This is a genomic window from Vibrio gallaecicus (genome assembly GCF_024347495.1).
Taxonomy (GTDB): Bacteria; Pseudomonadota; Gammaproteobacteria; order Enterobacterales; family Vibrionaceae; genus Vibrio; species Vibrio gallaecicus.
On record NZ_AP025490.1, the window covers coordinates 907,297 to 925,190 of the forward strand.

Annotated in this window: 17 protein-coding genes; all 17 read left to right on the plus strand. The window is 42.5% G+C overall.

The genetic code is table 11. From position 1 onward, the window contains the following. Nucleotide 1 precedes the first annotated feature (1 nt). The 17 genes from OCU78_RS04115 to flhA all read left to right on the plus strand — a co-directional run bounded on the left by OCU78_RS04115 (nucleotide 2) and on the right by flhA (nucleotide 17,891). On the plus strand, nucleotides 2-1,411 hold the full coding sequence (locus tag OCU78_RS04115) for a sigma-54-dependent transcriptional regulator (protein ID WP_137372297.1): 1,410 nt from the start codon (nucleotides 2-4) through the stop codon (nucleotides 1,409-1,411). A 133-nt stretch (nucleotides 1,412-1,544) separates the two neighbouring features. Continuing rightward, nucleotides 1,545-1,856 (plus strand): flagellar hook-basal body complex protein FliE, encoded by a 312-nt coding sequence (fliE, locus tag OCU78_RS04120; RefSeq protein WP_137372298.1) that lies wholly within the window; start codon nucleotides 1,545-1,547, stop codon nucleotides 1,854-1,856. Between the two features lie 15 nt (nucleotides 1,857-1,871). Beyond that, nucleotides 1,872-3,614, plus strand: coding sequence for a flagellar basal-body MS-ring/collar protein FliF (gene fliF, locus OCU78_RS04125; RefSeq protein WP_137372299.1), 1,743 nt, complete (start codon nucleotides 1,872-1,874; stop codon nucleotides 3,612-3,614). Continuing rightward, nucleotides 3,607-4,665: a flagellar motor switch protein FliG gene (gene fliG / locus OCU78_RS04130; protein WP_137372300.1), complete on the plus strand. Its 1,059-nt coding sequence runs from the start codon at nucleotides 3,607-3,609 to the stop codon at nucleotides 4,663-4,665. Before fliF ends, fliG begins: the two co-directional genes overlap by 8 nt. A gap of 183 nt (nucleotides 4,666-4,848) precedes the next feature. Then, nucleotides 4,849-5,649 carry a flagellar assembly protein FliH gene (fliH, locus tag OCU78_RS04135; RefSeq protein ID WP_137372301.1) on the plus strand — a complete coding sequence of 267 codons (801 nt, stop codon included), beginning with the start codon at nucleotides 4,849-4,851 and terminating at the stop codon, nucleotides 5,647-5,649. Further along, nucleotides 5,649-6,968 (plus strand): flagellar protein export ATPase FliI, encoded by a 1,320-nt coding sequence (fliI, locus tag OCU78_RS04140; protein ID WP_137372302.1) that lies wholly within the window; start codon nucleotides 5,649-5,651, stop codon nucleotides 6,966-6,968. Before fliH ends, fliI begins: the two co-directional genes overlap by 1 nt. Nucleotides 6,969-6,974: 6 nt before the next feature. After that, nucleotides 6,975-7,418, plus strand: coding sequence for a flagellar export protein FliJ (gene fliJ, locus OCU78_RS04145; RefSeq protein ID WP_137372303.1), 444 nt, complete (start codon nucleotides 6,975-6,977; stop codon nucleotides 7,416-7,418). Between the two features lie 186 nt (nucleotides 7,419-7,604). Next, entirely contained in the window at nucleotides 7,605-10,040 is a 2,436-nt protein-coding gene (locus OCU78_RS04150) for a flagellar hook-length control protein FliK (protein ID WP_137372304.1), read from the plus strand. A 62-nt stretch (nucleotides 10,041-10,102) separates the two neighbouring features. Then, the gene (gene fliL, locus OCU78_RS04155; protein ID WP_137372305.1) at nucleotides 10,103-10,597 is read left to right on the plus strand and encodes a flagellar basal body-associated protein FliL; all 495 of its coding nucleotides are present in this window, start codon (nucleotides 10,103-10,105) and stop codon (nucleotides 10,595-10,597) included. Between the two features lie 7 nt (nucleotides 10,598-10,604). After that, nucleotides 10,605-11,651, plus strand: a complete 1,047-nt coding sequence (fliM, locus tag OCU78_RS04160; RefSeq protein ID WP_137372306.1) for a flagellar motor switch protein FliM — start codon at nucleotides 10,605-10,607, stop codon at nucleotides 11,649-11,651. A 24-nt stretch (nucleotides 11,652-11,675) separates the two neighbouring features. Continuing rightward, complete coding sequence (gene fliN, locus OCU78_RS04165; RefSeq protein WP_137372307.1) at nucleotides 11,676-12,086, plus strand: flagellar motor switch protein FliN; 411 nt, start codon at nucleotides 11,676-11,678, stop codon at nucleotides 12,084-12,086. A gap of 26 nt (nucleotides 12,087-12,112) precedes the next feature. After that, complete coding sequence (gene fliO / locus OCU78_RS04170) at nucleotides 12,113-12,505, plus strand: flagellar biosynthetic protein FliO (RefSeq protein WP_240701713.1); 393 nt, start codon at nucleotides 12,113-12,115, stop codon at nucleotides 12,503-12,505. A gap of 37 nt (nucleotides 12,506-12,542) precedes the next feature. After that, complete coding sequence (gene fliP / locus OCU78_RS04175) at nucleotides 12,543-13,376, plus strand: flagellar type III secretion system pore protein FliP (RefSeq protein WP_373367621.1); 834 nt, start codon at nucleotides 12,543-12,545, stop codon at nucleotides 13,374-13,376. Nucleotides 13,377-13,387: 11 nt separating this feature from the next. Beyond that, nucleotides 13,388-13,657, plus strand: a complete 270-nt coding sequence (gene fliQ, locus OCU78_RS04180; RefSeq protein WP_137372310.1) for a flagellar biosynthesis protein FliQ — start codon at nucleotides 13,388-13,390, stop codon at nucleotides 13,655-13,657. A gap of 3 nt (nucleotides 13,658-13,660) precedes the next feature. Continuing rightward, a complete protein-coding gene (fliR, locus tag OCU78_RS04185) occupies nucleotides 13,661-14,443 on the plus strand; it encodes a flagellar biosynthetic protein FliR (protein WP_137372311.1) in 783 nt (260 codons plus the stop codon). A 9-nt stretch (nucleotides 14,444-14,452) separates the two neighbouring features. Further along, nucleotides 14,453-15,583, plus strand: coding sequence for a flagellar biosynthesis protein FlhB (gene flhB / locus OCU78_RS04190; RefSeq protein ID WP_137372312.1), 1,131 nt, complete (start codon nucleotides 14,453-14,455; stop codon nucleotides 15,581-15,583). A 208-nt stretch (nucleotides 15,584-15,791) separates the two neighbouring features. After that, nucleotides 15,792-17,891, plus strand: coding sequence for a flagellar biosynthesis protein FlhA (flhA, locus tag OCU78_RS04195; protein ID WP_137372313.1), 2,100 nt, complete (start codon nucleotides 15,792-15,794; stop codon nucleotides 17,889-17,891). The last annotated feature ends 3 nt before the right edge of the window (nucleotides 17,892-17,894 follow it).

Consider the following 17,894-nt stretch of genomic DNA (forward strand, 5'->3'; position numbering starts at 1 on the left):
CATGGCGCAAAGCAAAGTGTTAATCGTAGAAGATGATGAAGGTCTTCGCGAAGCTCTCATAGATACTCTAGCCCTTGCTGGTTATGAGTGGTTGGAGGCTGACTGTGCAGAAGATGCTCTAGTGAAACTGAAGTCTAACCCTGTCGATATTGTTGTGTCAGATGTACAAATGGCAGGGATGGGGGGCTTGGCTCTTTTACGCAATATCAAACAACATTGGCCAAATCTACCCGTTCTATTAATGACAGCGTATGCCAATATTGAAGATGCTGTAGCTGCGATGAAAGAAGGCGCTATTGACTACATGGCCAAACCATTTGCTCCTGAAGTCTTGCTGAATATGGTGAGTCGATACGCACCAGTCAAATCAGATGATAATGGGGATGCCATTGTTGCTGATGAAAAGAGCATAAAGCTTCTAGCGTTGGCTGATAAAGTGGCTAAAACTGATGCTAACGTCATGGTGCTTGGTCCTAGTGGTTCAGGTAAAGAGGTTATGTCTCGCTATATTCATAATGCTTCTAATCGAAAAAATGGTCCTTTCGTTGCAATCAACTGTGCGGCTATACCTGACAACATGCTTGAAGCCACTTTATTCGGCTATGAGAAAGGTGCGTTTACAGGGGCGATTCAGGCTTGCCCAGGTAAGTTTGAACAAGCACAGGGCGGCACTATTTTACTGGACGAAATCAGTGAAATGGATTTAAACCTACAAGCTAAATTATTACGTGTTTTACAGGAACGCGAAGTTGAAAGGTTAGGTAGCCGTAAAAGTATAAAACTTGACGTTAGAGTTCTGGCAACCAGTAACCGAGATTTAAAGCTGTATGTTTCAGAAGGAAACTTCCGAGAAGATTTATACTATCGCTTGAATGTATTCCCACTGTCGTGGCCTGCTCTTTGCGAGCGAAAAGGTGATATTAAGCCACTGGCATTACATTTGGTTGAGCGAAACTGTACGAAATTGGGACTACCTGTTCCTTCTATTTCTGAAGATGCTATTGTTAAATTAGTCAATTATCCGTGGCCTGGAAATGTTCGCGAACTCGATAATGTCATTCAACGAGCACTTATCTTATGTGAGCAGTCAAATATTACTGGGGAACATATTCTGCTTGAAGGTGTAGATTGGCAAGATGCTAGCAGCTTACAGCTTGTGGTTGAAGGCGGTGATATAGCCACTCCTAATATTATGCCTGTTGCCGAAGCTAGCGCAGTACCTAAAGGGTTATCTTCAAGCGAGGGGCTTGGTAACGAGTTGAGAGATCAAGAATATGCCATTATTTTGGAAACCTTGATCGCCTGTAATGGTAGAAGAAAAGAAATGGCAGAAAAGTTAGGTATTAGCCCTCGAACGCTGCGCTATAAATTAGCCAAAATGCGTGATGCTGGCATTGATATACCTAACTAGCCAGTAAACTTGGTGTATCACCTATTTTATTCATGTAGTACGATAGTGTGTTCAATCATTAGTGGCACATAAATTGCTCCGTCAATAATACAACAGAAGCAAATGGTCAGAATTTTGACCTTTGAGGTAGAAGATGAGAATAGATGGTTTACAGGGTGAAATGCAGGCCATGATGGTCGAAGCTGCAAATACTCGCCCGACAGCTACAGGACAAGCCGCAGGCTCAGACTTCGGCAATATGCTGACAAGTGCTATCAACAACGTCAATTCTCTACAGAAAGCCTCTGGAGCACTTCAAACGCGCTTTGATAGTGGCGATGAAAGTGTTTCTTTGTCTGATGTTATGATTGCTAGAAACAAATCAGGTGTAGCTTTTGATGCGACTATCCAAATTAGAAATAAATTGGTGGAATCGTACAAAGAGCTAATGAATATGCCGGTATAAGTTGGGTAGTATATAGTGGCAGATGATAATCAATCGACAGATTTAGCAGTAAATGACGCTGGTGAGCATGGGCTGGTGGCAGGTTCTGACATCGATGGAGAAGGGCAGAACCCTGATCTAGGTGAAAGAAGCTCATCTAAATTCGATATGGCAGTTGGTGATCTCGATTTGCTTCGCCAAGTGGTATTAGTGCTTTCTATTTCTATTTGTGTCGCACTGATCGTCATGCTTTTTTTCTGGGTAAAAGAACCAGAAATGCGCCCTCTTGGTGCTTATGAAACAGAAGAGCTTATTCCTGTATTAGATTACCTCGATCAACAAAAAATTGAATACTCACTTGATGGAAATACTCTGTCTGTTCCCGCGAGTGAATACAATAGCCTTAAATTAGACATGGTTCGCGCTGGTCTAAACCAAGAGAAAAATGCTGGAGACGATATCTTAATGCAGGATATGGGTTTCGGAGTTTCTCAACGTTTAGAACAAGAACGCTTAAAGCTTAGCCGAGAGCGACAACTTGCTAAAGGCATTGAGCAAATGAAGCAAGTTCGTAAAGCTCAAGTCCTATTAGCATTACCGAAACAAAGTGTTTTTGTTCGTCATAATCAAGAAGCTTCAGCATCTGTTTTCTTAACATTAAAAACAGGTACTAACCTAAAGCAGCAGGAAGTCGATTCTGTTGTGGATATGGTAGCAAGTGCTGTTCCTGGTATGAAAACCTCTCGCATTACTGTTACTGATCAGCATGGACGTTTATTGAGTTCTGGTTCTCAAGACCCAGTTTCTTCGGCTCGCCGTAAAGAGCATGAGCTGGAACGAAATCAAGAGCAGGCGCTGCGCGAGAAAATTGATTCCGTGCTTATCCCTATTCTTGGTTTTGGAAACTATACCGCCCAAGTAGATATTGAACTCGATTTCAGTGCGGTGGAACAAACGAGAAAACGTTTTGATCCAACAACCCCTGCAACACGAAGTGAATACACGCTAGAAGATTACAACAATGGAAGCACTGTAGGTGGTGTACCTGGTGCGTTAAGTAACCAGCCTCCGGCTGATGCTTCTATCCCGCAAGATGTCGCGCAAATGAAAGATGGCTCGGCAATGGGACAAGGTTCAGTACATAAAGAAGCTACACGAAACTTCGAGCTGGATACTACAATTAGCCATGAACGTAAACAAAGTGGCACGGTAAACCGCCAAACAGTTTCGGTTGCCATTAAAGATCGTCAATCCATAAACCCAGATACTGGTGCGGTAGTACATACACCACTAAGTGACAGCGAAATTAATGCAATTAAACAGGTGTTAATTGGAACGGTTGGTTTCAGCGAAGGGCGAGGTGACTTACTTAACGTACTAAGCGTGCAATTTGCACCAATGGAATCTGAAATTATTGATGATGTTCCAATTTGGGAGCATCCAAACTTTAATGACTGGGTTCGTTGGTTTGCGAGTGCCTTAGTCATCATCGTTGTGATTCTAGTTCTGGTTCGTCCTGCTATGAAGAAACTGCTTAACCCAGCAGACGATGAAGACGATGAAATGTACGGTCCTGATGGCATGCCAATTGGTGCTGATGGAGAAACGAGCTTAATTGGCGGTGATATTGAAGGTGGTGAGCTATTTGAATTTGGCTCAAGCATCGATTTACCAAACTTGCATAAAGATGAAGATGTTCTGAAAGCAGTTAGAGCACTTGTAGCAAATGAACCAGAGCTAGCGGCTCAAGTAGTTAAGAATTGGATGGCAGATGGCTAACGAAATTGTTGAACAAGCGGAAGGCGGTGAAGTCGTTGAAGCGGGAAGTGTCGATATCGCCTCAATATTGGGCGATGAGCGCGCAGCGATTTTATTACTGAGTCTTAATGAAGAAGATGCAGCTGGCATTATTCGTCACCTTGAACCGAAACAAGTTCAGCGTGTAGGTAGTGCGATGGCTCGTGCTGCTGACTTATCGCAAGAAAAAGTGGGTGCTGTTCACCGAGCTTTTCTAGACGATATTCAAAAATACACAAATATTGGTATGGGCAGCGAAGACTTTATGCGTAATGCATTGGTGGCTGCATTAGGTGAAGATAAAGCAAATAACCTTGTTGATCAGATCTTACTTGGAACAGGGTCGAAAGGTCTTGATTCATTGAAATGGATGGACCCGCGTCAGGTGGCAAGCATTATCATTAATGAGCACCCGCAGATCCAAACCATTGTTTTATCTTACTTAGAGTCTGATCAGTCGGCTGAAATATTATCTCAATTCCCTGAACGTGTTCGTTTAGATTTGATGATGCGTATTGCGAACTTAGAAGAAGTTCAGCCATCAGCTCTTGCTGAACTGAACGAAATCATGGAGAAACAGTTTGCTGGTCAAGCTGGTGCTCAAGCCGCGAAAATTGGTGGCCTGAAAGCGGCTGCTGAAATCATGAACTACATGGACAACAACGTTGAAGGGGTGTTGATGGATCAAATCCGCGATCAAGACGAAGATATGGCGACTCAAATTCAAGACCTTATGTTTGTCTTTGAAAACCTTATTGAAGTGGACGATCAGGGTGTTCAGAAATTGCTGCGTGATGTGCCTCAAGATGTCCTTCAAAAAGCACTTAAAGGTGCAGATGATGGGTTGCGTGAGAAGATCTTCAAGAACATGTCTAAACGTGCAGCCGATATGATGCGTGATGATATTGAGGCAATGCCTCCAGTTAAAGTCTCTGATGTAGAGGCGGCGCAGAAAGAGATTCTTGGAATCGCGAGGAAAATGGCAGACAGCGGGGAAATTATGCTGTCTGGTGGTGCCGACGAGTTCCTATAAGTTTAGAAACCTCAAAGCCCCACATGTTGGGGCTTTTCTTTTTATGAAGATACAGAACAACCATACTTGTTGTATTGAATGAAGTAATTCCAATTCACTTAATGAGTATTGAACGACACGAATTTTTTCACACAATTGCTTGATATTAGTTTAAGCACATTTCATTTCTATATAGGTATTCATATGTCAGGTGAGCGAAAACGCGGCTTCCTTCGTCCAGATGAAGATAACACAGTGGCACAGCCTCAAAAGTGGGGGCTACCTGACTACACCTCTGATGCCAATAAAAATGCCAAAGAGACAGCTTTTAACTATGACCCAAGCTGGATGCCGACTGTTGATGAAGCTATTGAAGATGAAGAGCTGATATTAACGGAAGAGCAGATTGAATTGATTAAGCAAGGTGCTTATCAAGAAGGCATGCAGCAAGGGCAAGAAGCTGGCTTTAAGCAAGGTTTTGAAAAAGGTAAAGAAGAAGGTTTTACTGCAGGTCACGCTGAAGGTAATGAAGCAGGAAAACTTGAAGGTGTGACCGCTGGTCAAGAATACATACAACAGCAAGTTGCTATTTTTATGGGGTTAGCCAATCAGTTTGCTCAGCCATTAGAGCTGATGAATGCTCAAGTAGAAAAGCAGTTGGTGGATATGGTATTAACTTTGGTTAAAGAAGTTGTGCATATTGAAGTGCAGACTAACCCCCAAATTATTCTTGATACCGTGAAAGAATCTGTCGAGTCATTGCCTGTTTCTGGGCATGCTATTACCTTGAAACTAAACCCTGAAGATGTACAAATCATACGTTCGGCTTATGGTGAAAGTGAGCTTGATACTCGTAATTGGACTCTGGTTTCAGAGCCAGCATTAAACCGTGGAGATGTACAAATCGAAGCGGGAGAATCCAGTGTAAATTACCGGATGGAAGAGCGTGTACGTAGCGTTATCCAAAGTTTCTGCGGCTCTAACCGTCATCAAGGTCATGAGTAATGCTTGAATTAGCCGAACGCTTAAGCCAATACAAAGTTCAAGGTCTTAAATCACGTCCTATCGCATCAGGTCGTTTAGTGAGAGTTGTTGGCTTAACGCTAGAAGCTACTGGGTGTAAAGCACCTATAGGTAGCTTGTGTCTGGTGGAAACCATGTCAGGAGAAATGGAAGCTGAAGTGGTTGGTTTCTCTGGTGATAACCTTTACCTGATGCCGAGTGAGCAAATTACCGGTATTTTGCCCGGAGCACGTGTGACGCCTGTAACCGCTGAAAGTGGTATTCCTGTTGGTATGGAACTACTTGGACGAGTGATAGATGGTGTTGGTAATCCGCTAGACGGTTTAGGTGCTATTTATACGGAGCACAGAGCGTCATTTAACTCAGACCCTATTAATCCATTGTCTAGAAAGCCTATTTCAGAACCTCTTGACGTTGGGCTGAAGGCAATTAATGGATTGCTCACTGTTGGTAAAGGGCAACGGATTGGTTTGTTTGCTGGGTCCGGTGTTGGTAAGTCTGTGACTCTAGGAATGATGACACGAGGCACTACCGCGCAAGTTGTTGTTGTAGGCTTAATTGGTGAGCGTGGCCGAGAAGTAAAAGAATTTATTGAAGAAATCTTAGGTGAAGATGGACGTAAACGTTCTGTGGTGGTTGCAGCCCCTGCTGACTCATCACCTTTAATGCGATTGAAAGGCTGTCAAACCGCTTTAACAGTTGCAGAATATTTTAGAGACCAAGGTTTAGATGTTTTACTGCTGATGGATTCACTCACTCGTTTTGCACAAGCGCAGCGTGAGATTGCATTATCCGTTGGCGAGCCACCGGCAACGAAAGGTTATCCGCCTTCTGTATTTGCAAAGTTGCCGGCTCTGGTTGAAAGAGCGGGTAATGGTAGTGATGAACAAGGTTCAATAACGGCTTTCTTTACGGTGTTAACTGAAGGTGATGATTTACAAGATCCAATCGCTGATGCATCACGAGCAATCTTGGATGGTCACATTGTTCTTTCGCGTGAAATGGCTGATGCAGGTCATTACCCTGCTATTGATGTTGAGAAGTCGGTGAGTCGTGTTATGCCTCAGATAACAACAGAAGAACACGTCATGATGTCAAAAGCTGTGAGGCAAGTTCTCTCAATATGCCGTAAAAACCAAGATCTTGTTTCAATCGGCGCTTATAAGCCTGGAACCGATCAAGCGATAGACAGTGCATTTACACTAAAGCCACGTCTTGATGATTACTTACAGCAAAAAATGAAAGAAACCGTACCTTACGATATGTGCGTCAATATGTTAAAGCATGTATTAGGAGGGTAGTAGACAATGGATAATGCTTTAGAGTTTTTATTAGAACAAGCGAAAGACAAAGAAAATCAAGCCGTGCTTGCTTTGAATAAAGCGAATTCTGAGCTCCAAGATTATTACAAACAAGTTTCTCAAATCGAGCAATACCGTCTCGATTATTGTCAGCAACTTGTTGATCGTGGTAAATCAGGGTTAACAGCAAGTCAATATGGTCACTTGAATCGGTTTCTAACGCAGTTAGATGAAACCTTATCTAAGCAAAGACAGGCTGAAGGTCACTTTAAAAGCCAAGTTGATAACTGCCAAGAGTATTGGATGGAGTTGCGTAAGCAGCGTAAATCTTATGAGTGGTTACTTGAAAAAAAACAGAAAGAAAAAGCGAAACAGCAAGACCAACGTGAACGGAAGCAGATGGATGAGTTTTCTACATTGCTTTATAGCCGTCGCCGTAACAATTTTTAGAATTCATTTTTTATGACGTTCTGTCCAACTTCCTCCCTACACATTCATTTTGTTTAACTTCTGGCGTATTTCTTGCTTTAACTATCTTTGATACACGCATTTACCTCTTACTTTAAATGCGTCCGACTTTCTTTTCATTGCTTTACTTAATCGTTAGCAGTGACGCGAATAGATAGAGCCAGATATATGAATATAAGCCTTCCTTCAAGTTCGACGAGTCATAAAACCTCTTCATTATTAGAGTCGAATGCTGCTGATATAAAAACAGAAGAAAGTGGCAGTTCTAAAGGTTTCTTTGAAACACTCAAAGAGGCTTTTTCATCGAAGGAAACAAGTTCTAAATCAGATGTAGAATCTGTAAAAAACCAATCAGAAAACAAAGTATCAGAGGGATCAGACGATAGCTCTGAAAAAGTGGCTTCAGATGCTTCCAAAGGAAAACAAAGCGAACAAACTTCAAGTGAAACTGAAGGTGTTGGAAGTAGTAAAAATAAAGGCGAACAACAGCTTACTTCGGATGAATCTGAAGAAACATTGCTTAAACAGGCTAAAAATAATGATGAATCTGAACTGGGTAAGGGTGATGTTAAATCTCAAGCAGCATTAGATTCATCTAACCAGCAGGTTACCTCTGATAATAAAGCACTGAAGACCTCTGAAATAACTAAAGGCGAAGTAGATGAAAGCCTTGTTGGCAAAGATTCTAAAGTTGTATCTGACTCTAAAGGGGAATCAGACTCTAAGACCAAATCAGATCAAGGTTCAGTTTCTCCTTTAAGTAAATATACAACTCAAGGGCAAGGCGAAAGCATCAAAGCGGAAACTGCGGTGAAAGCCTCTGCTGCGATGAATGAAGGTAATAAATTACTTGGTCAGCTCGATGAAGCGAATAAGACACTTCAGCCGCAAGCGAACGGCAAGGCTTTGCCTCAAGTCAGCTCTGAAGGTGGGGGAGTATCAGTACCTATAACGGCATTAGGTAAGTTAGATGCGCAAGCTATGTTGAACCCACAAGCTATGACTAACTCACAAGTTATTAGTTCTTCTAGTGCTGGCGAGGCTGCATCTGTTGCTGGAACGGCAGGTGTACCCCTTAGTACTATTCCTTCAACAAACTTAGACCAGATACTTGTTAAATCCGAGGAGCAGTTAGCGGTAGAAGCGAATGAAAAAGCAATCATGAAGCTGACACAAGGAGCGCCTGTCTCTTCATTAAGTGATCAACAGGTACAGCAATTACTTAATCAGGGCGTGACAATACAACAGCTTGAAGCCAGCTTACAGAATGAAAAAGTGAATGCGGAACTTAACCAAACTTCAAATTTAAGCAGCTCAGCAGCACTGACCGCGAATATGATGCAGTCAGGAAGAACTCCTGAATTATCTGAAAGTGATGCGCAGTTAGTTATAGAAGTTGAGCAGCATACTCAGGCAATTAATCAACTGAATGCCCAAATTAGTATGGCAGAAGCTGTGGTTAATGAATTACAAGTTAAACAAGCGAGTGGAACTGAATTAGTAGCTGAAGAGCAAGTATTGTTAGAGAAAGCAACACAAGACCTTCAAGCGTTGAATGAGCAACTTGTAACTGTAACAGCGCAAGCAAAACAGCTTTATACTGAAGCTTATCAAAAAGGTATTCTTAGCCAAGAATCATATTATCAAGTAGTGGGGAGCCCAAATAATGATAGTGCTGCGGCAGCTGCTGAAAGTGAACTCCCGACCAACGCTATCGCTTGGGGAAGCTCGGCAACTGACGTAAAAGTTACGGCTGAAAATAAAGCGAGTTCGGAAAATTCAATTGCGACAAAAACGGCTCAAACCGGTGTTGCAGCTTCCGTTCAGCAAGCGCTAGCACAAAATGCCTCAGCCGCGGATAAAACGATGGCAGCATCTTCAGCATCAGTTGCGTCTACAAGCCTAGATAATACAGCAGCATTTGCTCAAACAACTCCGTTCAGTGCAGTTCCTGATGCGGCATTAAGTGCAGCAAAATCATCACCTTCAGAGGCAGTTTTAAAAGCGGGCATTAGTGGTGCCGCACTGGCCGGTTTATCTAAAACCACTCAGAAAGATGATGGTAAAGAAGGAACACTAGCGCAGCAAATTGCAGCGGCTTCTGGTCAGCAAGGTATGCCAAGTACCGCACCTACAAGAGCTGAAATTCAAGCTGCTCAACAAGCGCCACTTCAGCTAACGAAAGAACTGGCTAATGAACAGGTTGCTGAAAAGGTTCAAATGATGATGTCGAAGAATTTGAAGAACTTAGATATTCGACTTGATCCACCTGAATTGGGTCGTATGCAAATCCGAATGACGATGAACAATGATATTGCTAACGTTCATTTCACTGTTGCGAATCAGCAAGCGAGAGATATCATCGAGCAAACATTACCTCGTTTAAGAGAAATGCTTGCCCAGCAAGGTTTACAGTTGGCTGAATCATCAGTACAGCAGCAAAGTTCCGGGCAAGGTCAAGACAGATATAACAGCGGTGGAAACGATCAACAATCAGGCGGTAACCGCACAAATGATGGTCAAGGTGGAGAAAACCTTGAGTCTGATGTCAATCTTGAATTGAATGTCGCATCAAAGCGTGATGGAATTAGCTATTATGCTTAAACTAACAAATGTCTTTGTTAAGAAGCGCATACAGATCAACGATTACTACTTTAGAGAATATCATGGCAGATGAACAACAAGCAGATGCACCAAAAGGGAAGAGTAAACTACTCATTATCATAATAGCTGTTGTCGTACTACTTGTTGGTGGCGGTGGCGCAGCATTTTTCTTAATGGGCTCTGATGATTCTTCAAGTGAAGAAAGTGCAACAGAAGAAGTTGTCGTTGCTGCAACAGAACCTGTCGCTTACGTAAATATTCCTCAGCCATTTTTATTTAATGTATCTGGAGATTCTAAAGATCGCTTAGTTCAGATCAAAGCTCAGCTTATGGTGCGCGGTAGTGAAAATGAAGAAATGGCTAAATACCACTCTCCACTAGTAGAAAGTACGTTGCTTGCTACATTTGCCTCTGCCACGGTTGACCAACTTCGTTCGCCAACAGGTCGCATAGAGCTGCGTGATAAAGCAACTGAAGATATTAAAGCAAGCTTAACCCAAGCGGTAGGCAAGCCTGTTATAGAAAAAGTGTTATTCACTGATTTTGTTATTCAATAGGTAACTCGTGACCGATTTATTAAGCCAAGACGAAATTGATGCACTCTTACATGGTGTCGATGACGTTGATGAAGTTGATGATATATTAGAACCCGAAGACGAAAATGCCGTTAACTTCGACTTCTCTTCTCAAGACCGCATTGTTCGTGGTCGAATGCCTACGCTTGAACTTATTAATGAACGTTTTGCACGACATATGCGAATCAGCTTATTTAATATGTTGCGTAAAACAGCCGAGGTTTCGATCAACGGCGTACAAATGATGAAGTTTGGTGAATATCAAAATACATTATATGTACCAACTAGTTTAAATATGGTGCGCTTTAGACCTTTGAAAGGTACCGCTTTGATTACCATGGAGGCTCGTTTAGTTTTCATCCTGGTTGAGAATTTCTTCGGTGGTGATGGGCGATTTCACGCAAAAATCGAAGGGCGTGAATTCACGCCGACAGAAAGACGTATTATCCAGCTTTTACTGAAAATCGTATTTGAAGATTACAAAGAAGCATGGTCTCCAGTAATGGGGGTTGAATTTGAATACTTAGATTCAGAAGTTAACCCAAGCATGGCGAACATTGTTAGCCCTACGGAAGTGATTGTAGTTAGCTCATTCCATATCGAAGTTGACGGTGGTGGAGGCGATTTTCACGTCGTGATGCCTTACTCCATGGTTGAACCTATTCGTGAACTTCTGGATGCTGGTGTCCAGTCGGACAAAATGGAAACTGATGTGCGTTGGAGCAGTGCACTGCGCGATGAAATCATGGATGTTCCGGTTAATTTTCGAGTGAATTTACTTGAACGTGATATTTCATTAAGAGATTTAATGGAGTTGATCCCTGGGGATGTTATTCCAATTGACATGCCGGAACATGCCACCATGTTTGTAGAAGAACTGCCGACTTACCGTGTGAAAATGGGGCGTTCTGGTGAAAAATTAGCGGTTCAAGTTTCTGAAAAAATTCAAAGACCGCATGTAGTAAAAACAGATCTCGCATTCCTAGGCAAAGATATAATGTCTGACCTTGATGGCGATGAAGAAACTGAAGAATAAAGCAAGATTAAATAGGAATTTGTAATGGAACCTAGTGAAGACCAAAAGCTAGCAGACGAATGGGCAGCCGCACTTGGTGAAGACCCAGCAGCACCTTCAATTGATGTGGATGATGTACTAGCAGCGCCCCTTGATGAACTAACAGATTCTTCGACCCCAATTTCTGAAGATGAACGTCGTAAACTGGATACCATTATGGATATTCCAGTCACCATCTCGATGGAAGTTGGGCGCTCTCAGATCAGCATTCGTAACCTTCTTCAATTGAACCAAGGTTCTGTTGTTGAATTGGACCGAATTGCAGGTGAGTCATTGGATGTAATGGTTAATGGTACTTTGATTGCCCATGGCGAAGTCGTTGTCGTCAATGATAAGTTTGGTATCCGTTTAACGGATGTAATTAGCCAGACTGAACGCATTAAGAAACTGCGTTAATGAGCATTCAGCCTCGTTTTAAGTACATGAATCTTCGTGTGCTTATTGGCAGTTTGATGGTATCAATCTCTCCAGCTACTTTTGCTGCCAGTGCTGACTCTTTAGACTTAGCGACCACATTTGGGTCGCTACTTTTCGTTATTGTCTTCATATTGTTTCTTGCTTGGTTACTCAAACGTATGCAAGTCCCGACAATGACGAATCAGCAAGGTTTGTCTATTGTTAGACAAATTGCTGTTGGCACTAAAGAGCGCATTGCGATTGTTCAGGCAGGAGAAGAGCAATTTCTTGTCGGCATTACAGCTCATTCAATTCAATTGATTTCTAAGCTTGATAAACCTCTCACACAGGAGATGCTGGAAAAAAGCGCGTTTTCAAGCCAGCTTTCCCAGCTATTAAAGAAAGATGCTAAAAAGTAACCGTGCCAAAACACTGATTCTGCAATTTTCATTGTGGATGTCGATTTTATTTTCGGCATCGGCTTTTGCTCAATCTGAGTTAGAGACTTCAATCCCAGCGAATGCAGCGGGAGCAAGTTCGATAACCGTCAATGCTCTTAACCAGACTCAAGCTAACTCTCAAACCTTATCAACATCCAGTATTAGTGGTAATGGCGCGGGTATTCCTGCATTCACAATGACGACGAATGCGCAAGGTGGCGAAGATTACTCCATAAACCTGCAAATACTGGCGTTAATGACGATGCTCGGCTTTTTGCCTGCCATGGTTATTTTGATGACATCTTTCACTCGTATTGTTGTTGTGATGTCGATTTTGCGTCAGGCAATGGGTTTACAACAAACACCTTCAAACCAAGTTATTATTGGCATCGCCATATTCTTAACCTTTTTCATCATGTCACCTGTGATTAATCAGGTAAATGAGCAAGCCGTTCAGCCCTATTTGAATGAACAAATCTCAGCAAGGCAAGCATTTGACGTGGCTCAAGAGCCGATCAAAGCCTTCATGTTGAAGCAAACCCGAATAAAAGACTTGGAAACCTTTGTGCAAATATCTGGTGCTGAAGTTACGAACCCAGAAGATGTATCAATGGCGGTGCTCATTCCGGCATTCATTACTTCCGAACTTAAAACCGCATTCCAAATAGGCTTTATGCTGTTCTTGCCGTTTTTGATTATCGACTTGGTGGTGGCCTCAGTGTTGATGGCTATGGGTATGATGATGCTTTCCCCTATGATTGTATCCTTGCCATTTAAATTAATGCTATTCGTGCTGGTGGACGGTTGGAACCTCATATTATCCACGCTCGCCGGTAGCTTCGCCTTGTAGCTGGAGTATTTATGAATCCAGAGATATTTGTCGACCTCTTTCAAGACGCACTATGGATGGTTCTTGTCATGGTGTGCGCAATCATTATTCCAAGCTTGTTGATTGGTTTGATCGTTGCAATCTTCCAAGCTGCAACATCAATTAATGAACAAACATTAAGCTTCTTACCTCGTTTAATCGTGACTTTGCTTGCCCTCATGATGTTTGCCCATTGGATGACGCAAATGATGATGGAGTTTTTCTTTGAGCTTATCGAACGCTTACCCCAGGTTCTGTACTAGCGAATGGAATACCCAACTACGGTTGTTCTCGACTGGCTGGCAAATTACTTTTGGCCTTATACTCGCATCTCAGCAATGCTGATGGTTATGACGGTGACAGGAGCTCGTTTTGTTTCCCCAAGAATCCGACTTTATTTAGGTTTAGCCATAACCTTTGCTGTGATGCCTGCGATTCCTGCTGTACCTCAAGATATTGAATTACTTTCGTTTAAAGGCTTTTTAACGCTCTTTGAGCAAGTCGTCATTGGCGTGGCTATGGGTTTTGTTACCCAGTTCATGATTCAAACTTTTGTTATGCTTGGTCAAATTCTTGGTATGCAATCAAGTTTGGGTTTTGCCTCTATGGTTGACCCCGCAAACGGGCAAAATACGCCCGTTTTAGGCCAATTATTCATGTTCCTCGCGACGATGTTTTTCTTGGCTACTGATGGTCATTTGAAAATGCTGCAGCTGGTTATTTTCAGCTTTACAACTCTACCAATAGGTAGTGGTTCTTTGACTGCAGTTGATTTTCGTGAGCTGGCGGGCTGGCTGGGCATTATGTTCAAAACGGCTTTGGCTATGTCTCTTTCAGGCATTATTGCTCTACTAACCATTAACTTATCGTTTGGTGTTATGACTCGTGCCGCGCCTCAGCTAAATATTTTTGCGTTAGGCTTTTCATTTGCATTGCTAGTTGGTTTATTACTGTGCTGGTATATTTTAGGCGGCTTATATAGCCACTATGAGCTATTCTGGATGCAGGGTGAGCAACAAATTTGTCGCTTGATCCGGTTGAATTGTTAGGAGGCTGAATTGGCAGAGTCAGACGGTCAAGAACGCACAGAAGACGCCACGCCCAAACGCTTGCAACAGGCAAAAGAGAAAGGGCAGGTTGCAAGGTCAAAAGAATTAGCGTCAGCTTCAGTACTTATCGTTGGTGCAATTGCATTGATGTGGTTTGGCGAATCCATGGCAAAAGCGCTATTAGAAATGATGGGGCGTTTGTTTTCGCTGAGTCGAGAAGAGATTTTTGATGTCACAAAATTGCTAGAAATTGCAGGTGGGGCGATGGTTAATCTACTTTTCCCACTTTTCCTTATTCTAATGACACTCTTTGTTGCTGCTGTCATTGGTGCAGCTGGCGTAGGTGGTATTAACTTTTCAATGCAAGCCGCTATGCCGAAAGCATCTAAGTTGAATCCACTCAGTGGCATTAAACGTATGTTTGGTCTGCAAAGTTGGGTTGAGCTCTTAAAATCCATATTAAAAGTGGCGCTTGTATCTGGCGTTGCGATTTATCTTATTCAAGCCTCTCAGGCTGATCTGATGCAATTGAGTTTGGATGTTTATCCGCAGAATATTATCCACGCTCTGGATATCTTACTTAATTTTATTTTATTGATTAGTTGCTCTTTATTGATAGTGGTCGCTATCGATATTCCATTTCAAATTTGGCAGCATGCCGATCAATTGAAAATGACAAAGCAAGAAGTGAAAGATGAATTCAAAGATACGGAAGGTAAGCCAGAAGTAAAAGGGCGTATTCGTATGCTCCAGCGTGAAGCGGCTCAAAGACGAATGATGGCAGATGTGCCTGAAGCTGATGTGATCGTCACTAACCCAGAGCACTTTTCTGTCGCGCTTCGTTATAAGCAAGATAAAGACCGAGCACCAGTTGTGGTTGCCAAAGGTGTTGACCATATGGCGATGAAGATTAGAGAAGTCGCTAGAGAGCATGATATATATATTGTTCCGGCACCCCCTTTAGCCCGAGCTCTGTATCATACGACAGAGCTGGAACAAGAAATTCCAGATGGATTGTTCACGGCAGTGGCACAAATACTGGCCTATGTTTTCCAACTAAAACAATACAGAAAGAAAGGTGGTCAGCGCCCTAAATTACAAGATACTAACTTGCCTATACCTCCTGATTTACGTCACTAATTGCTTTGTCATTAATAGCTATATTGGATAGGAATGAAATACTTAATACATTCGTTTCGTTTTTTAATATAAACTCAGCGCCGTTAAATTGACGAAAACAGTGGTATAGAGATTGCTATACCTATGAGCACTTCTTTTCAGCCTCACACATGAGCAAGACATCTCAAATGTGCTCTTAACCGAATTAACCGAGACGTAGCTATAACTTATGAAGTTTTCTTTACCGTTTGCGAATAAGCTTCCCAACATCCCTAACCGAGCGATGCCAGCAATTGGCGCGCCTGTTATGGTGCTTTCAACACTCGCGATGGTTGTATTACCTATCCCAGCTTTTCTGTTGGATATGTTTTTTACCTTCAATATTGCTCTTTCAATGGTTGTGCTTTTAGTGACGGTTTATACCCGTAGACCATTAGATTTTGCCGCTTTCCCTACCGTACTTTTAATTGCAACTCTGTTAAGGCTAGCGCTAAACGTTGCTTCTACACGTGTGGTATTGCTCCATGGTCATGAAGGGGGCGACGCTGCAGGTAACGTTATCGAAGCCTTCGGTAATGTGGTTATCGGTGGTAACTACGCAGTTGGTTTAGTCGTGTTTTTAATCTTAATGATTATTAACTTTATGGTTGTAACCAAAGGTGCTGGTCGTATCTCAGAAGTAAGTGCTCGTTTCACGCTAGATGCGTTACCTGGTAAACAAATGGCGATTGATGCCGATTTAAATGCTGGGCTTATCGACCAAGAACAAGCGCGTACTCGTCGTTTTGAAGTAACCAAAGAGGCTGACTTCTACGGCTCAATGGATGGTGCATCAAAATTTGTAAAAGGTGATGCGATTGCCGGTATCTTGATTCTATTCATCAACATCATTGGTGGGTTGAGTATCGGTATGGTTCAGTTTGATTTAGGTTTTAGAGAAGCAATCGAAATCTATACTTTGCTGACTATTGGTGACGGTCTTGTTGCTCAAATTCCATCGCTACTTCTTTCTATCGCAGCTGCAATGATGGTAACTCGTCAGAATACTGATGAAGATATGGGGCAGCAGTTAGTTTTCCAACTGTTTGATAACCCTAAAGCTTTAATGATCACCGCTGCTATCTTAGGTGTGATGGGTATTGTACCGGGAATGCCACATTTTTCATTCTTAAGCCTTGCTGCTATCGCGGGTGGTTGTGCTTACATGATAGATAGAAAACAGAAAAAAGCAGAAAAAGAGCCGAGTTTACCCGCTGCGGTTGAAGGAGGTGGGGAAGCAGCCTCCCAGAAAGAACTCTCTTGGGACGACGTTCAACCTGTCGATATCATAGGGCTTGAGGTCGGTTATAGACTGATTCCACTTGTTGATCGAGACCAAGGTGGTGAATTGTTGGAACGAGTTAAAGGGGTTAGAAAAAAACTCTCGCAAGATTTTGGCTTCCTAATCCCTGCCGTACATATACGAGACAATCTGGAATTAACGCCAAACAGTTACCGAATTACTTTGATGGGTGTAGCAGTTGGGGAAGCAGAGATCAGACCGGATCAAGAACTCGCAATTAACCCAGGTCAAGTCTATGGCATGATTGACGGTGAACCGACGATTGACCCTGCTTTTGGCCTAGAAGCTGTTTGGATTCGTGAAGAGCAACGAGAGCATGCACAAGCTCTTGGTTATACGGTTGTAGATTCATCAACAGTTCTAGCTACACATCTAAGTCAATTATTGACGAATAATGCTTCTCAGTTGATTGGACATGAAGAAGTTCAGAACTTACTTGAAATGCTGAGTCGCTCGACACCTAAGCTTGTAGAAGGCTTTGTTCCTGACCAATTGCAGTTAGGAGTTGTGGTTAAGGTCCTACAAAACTTGTTAAATGAAGCTATACCTATAAGAGATATAAGAACGATTGTGCAGACGTTGTCAGAGTATTCAAGCAAGAGTCAAGAACCTGACATACTTACAGCTGCTGTGAGAATTTCTTTGAAACGATTAATTGTTCAAGAAATCAATGGTATAGAGCCGGAATTGCCAGTAATTACTCTAATACCTGAATTGGAACAAATCTTGCATCAAACCATGCAGGCGTCGGGTGGTGAGTCGGCTGGTATAGAGCCGGGTCTTGCTGAAAGGTTGCAAACATCACTTAGCCAAGCAACACAAGAACAAGAATTGAAAGGCGAACCAGCGGTGCTACTTACTTCTGGCGTATTACGCTCTACACTCGCCAAATTTGTTAAGAATACGATCCCTAGCTTAAGGGTACTTTCTTATCAAGAAATACCAGACGAAAAACAGATACGAATAGTGCAAGCTGTCGGTAATTAGATC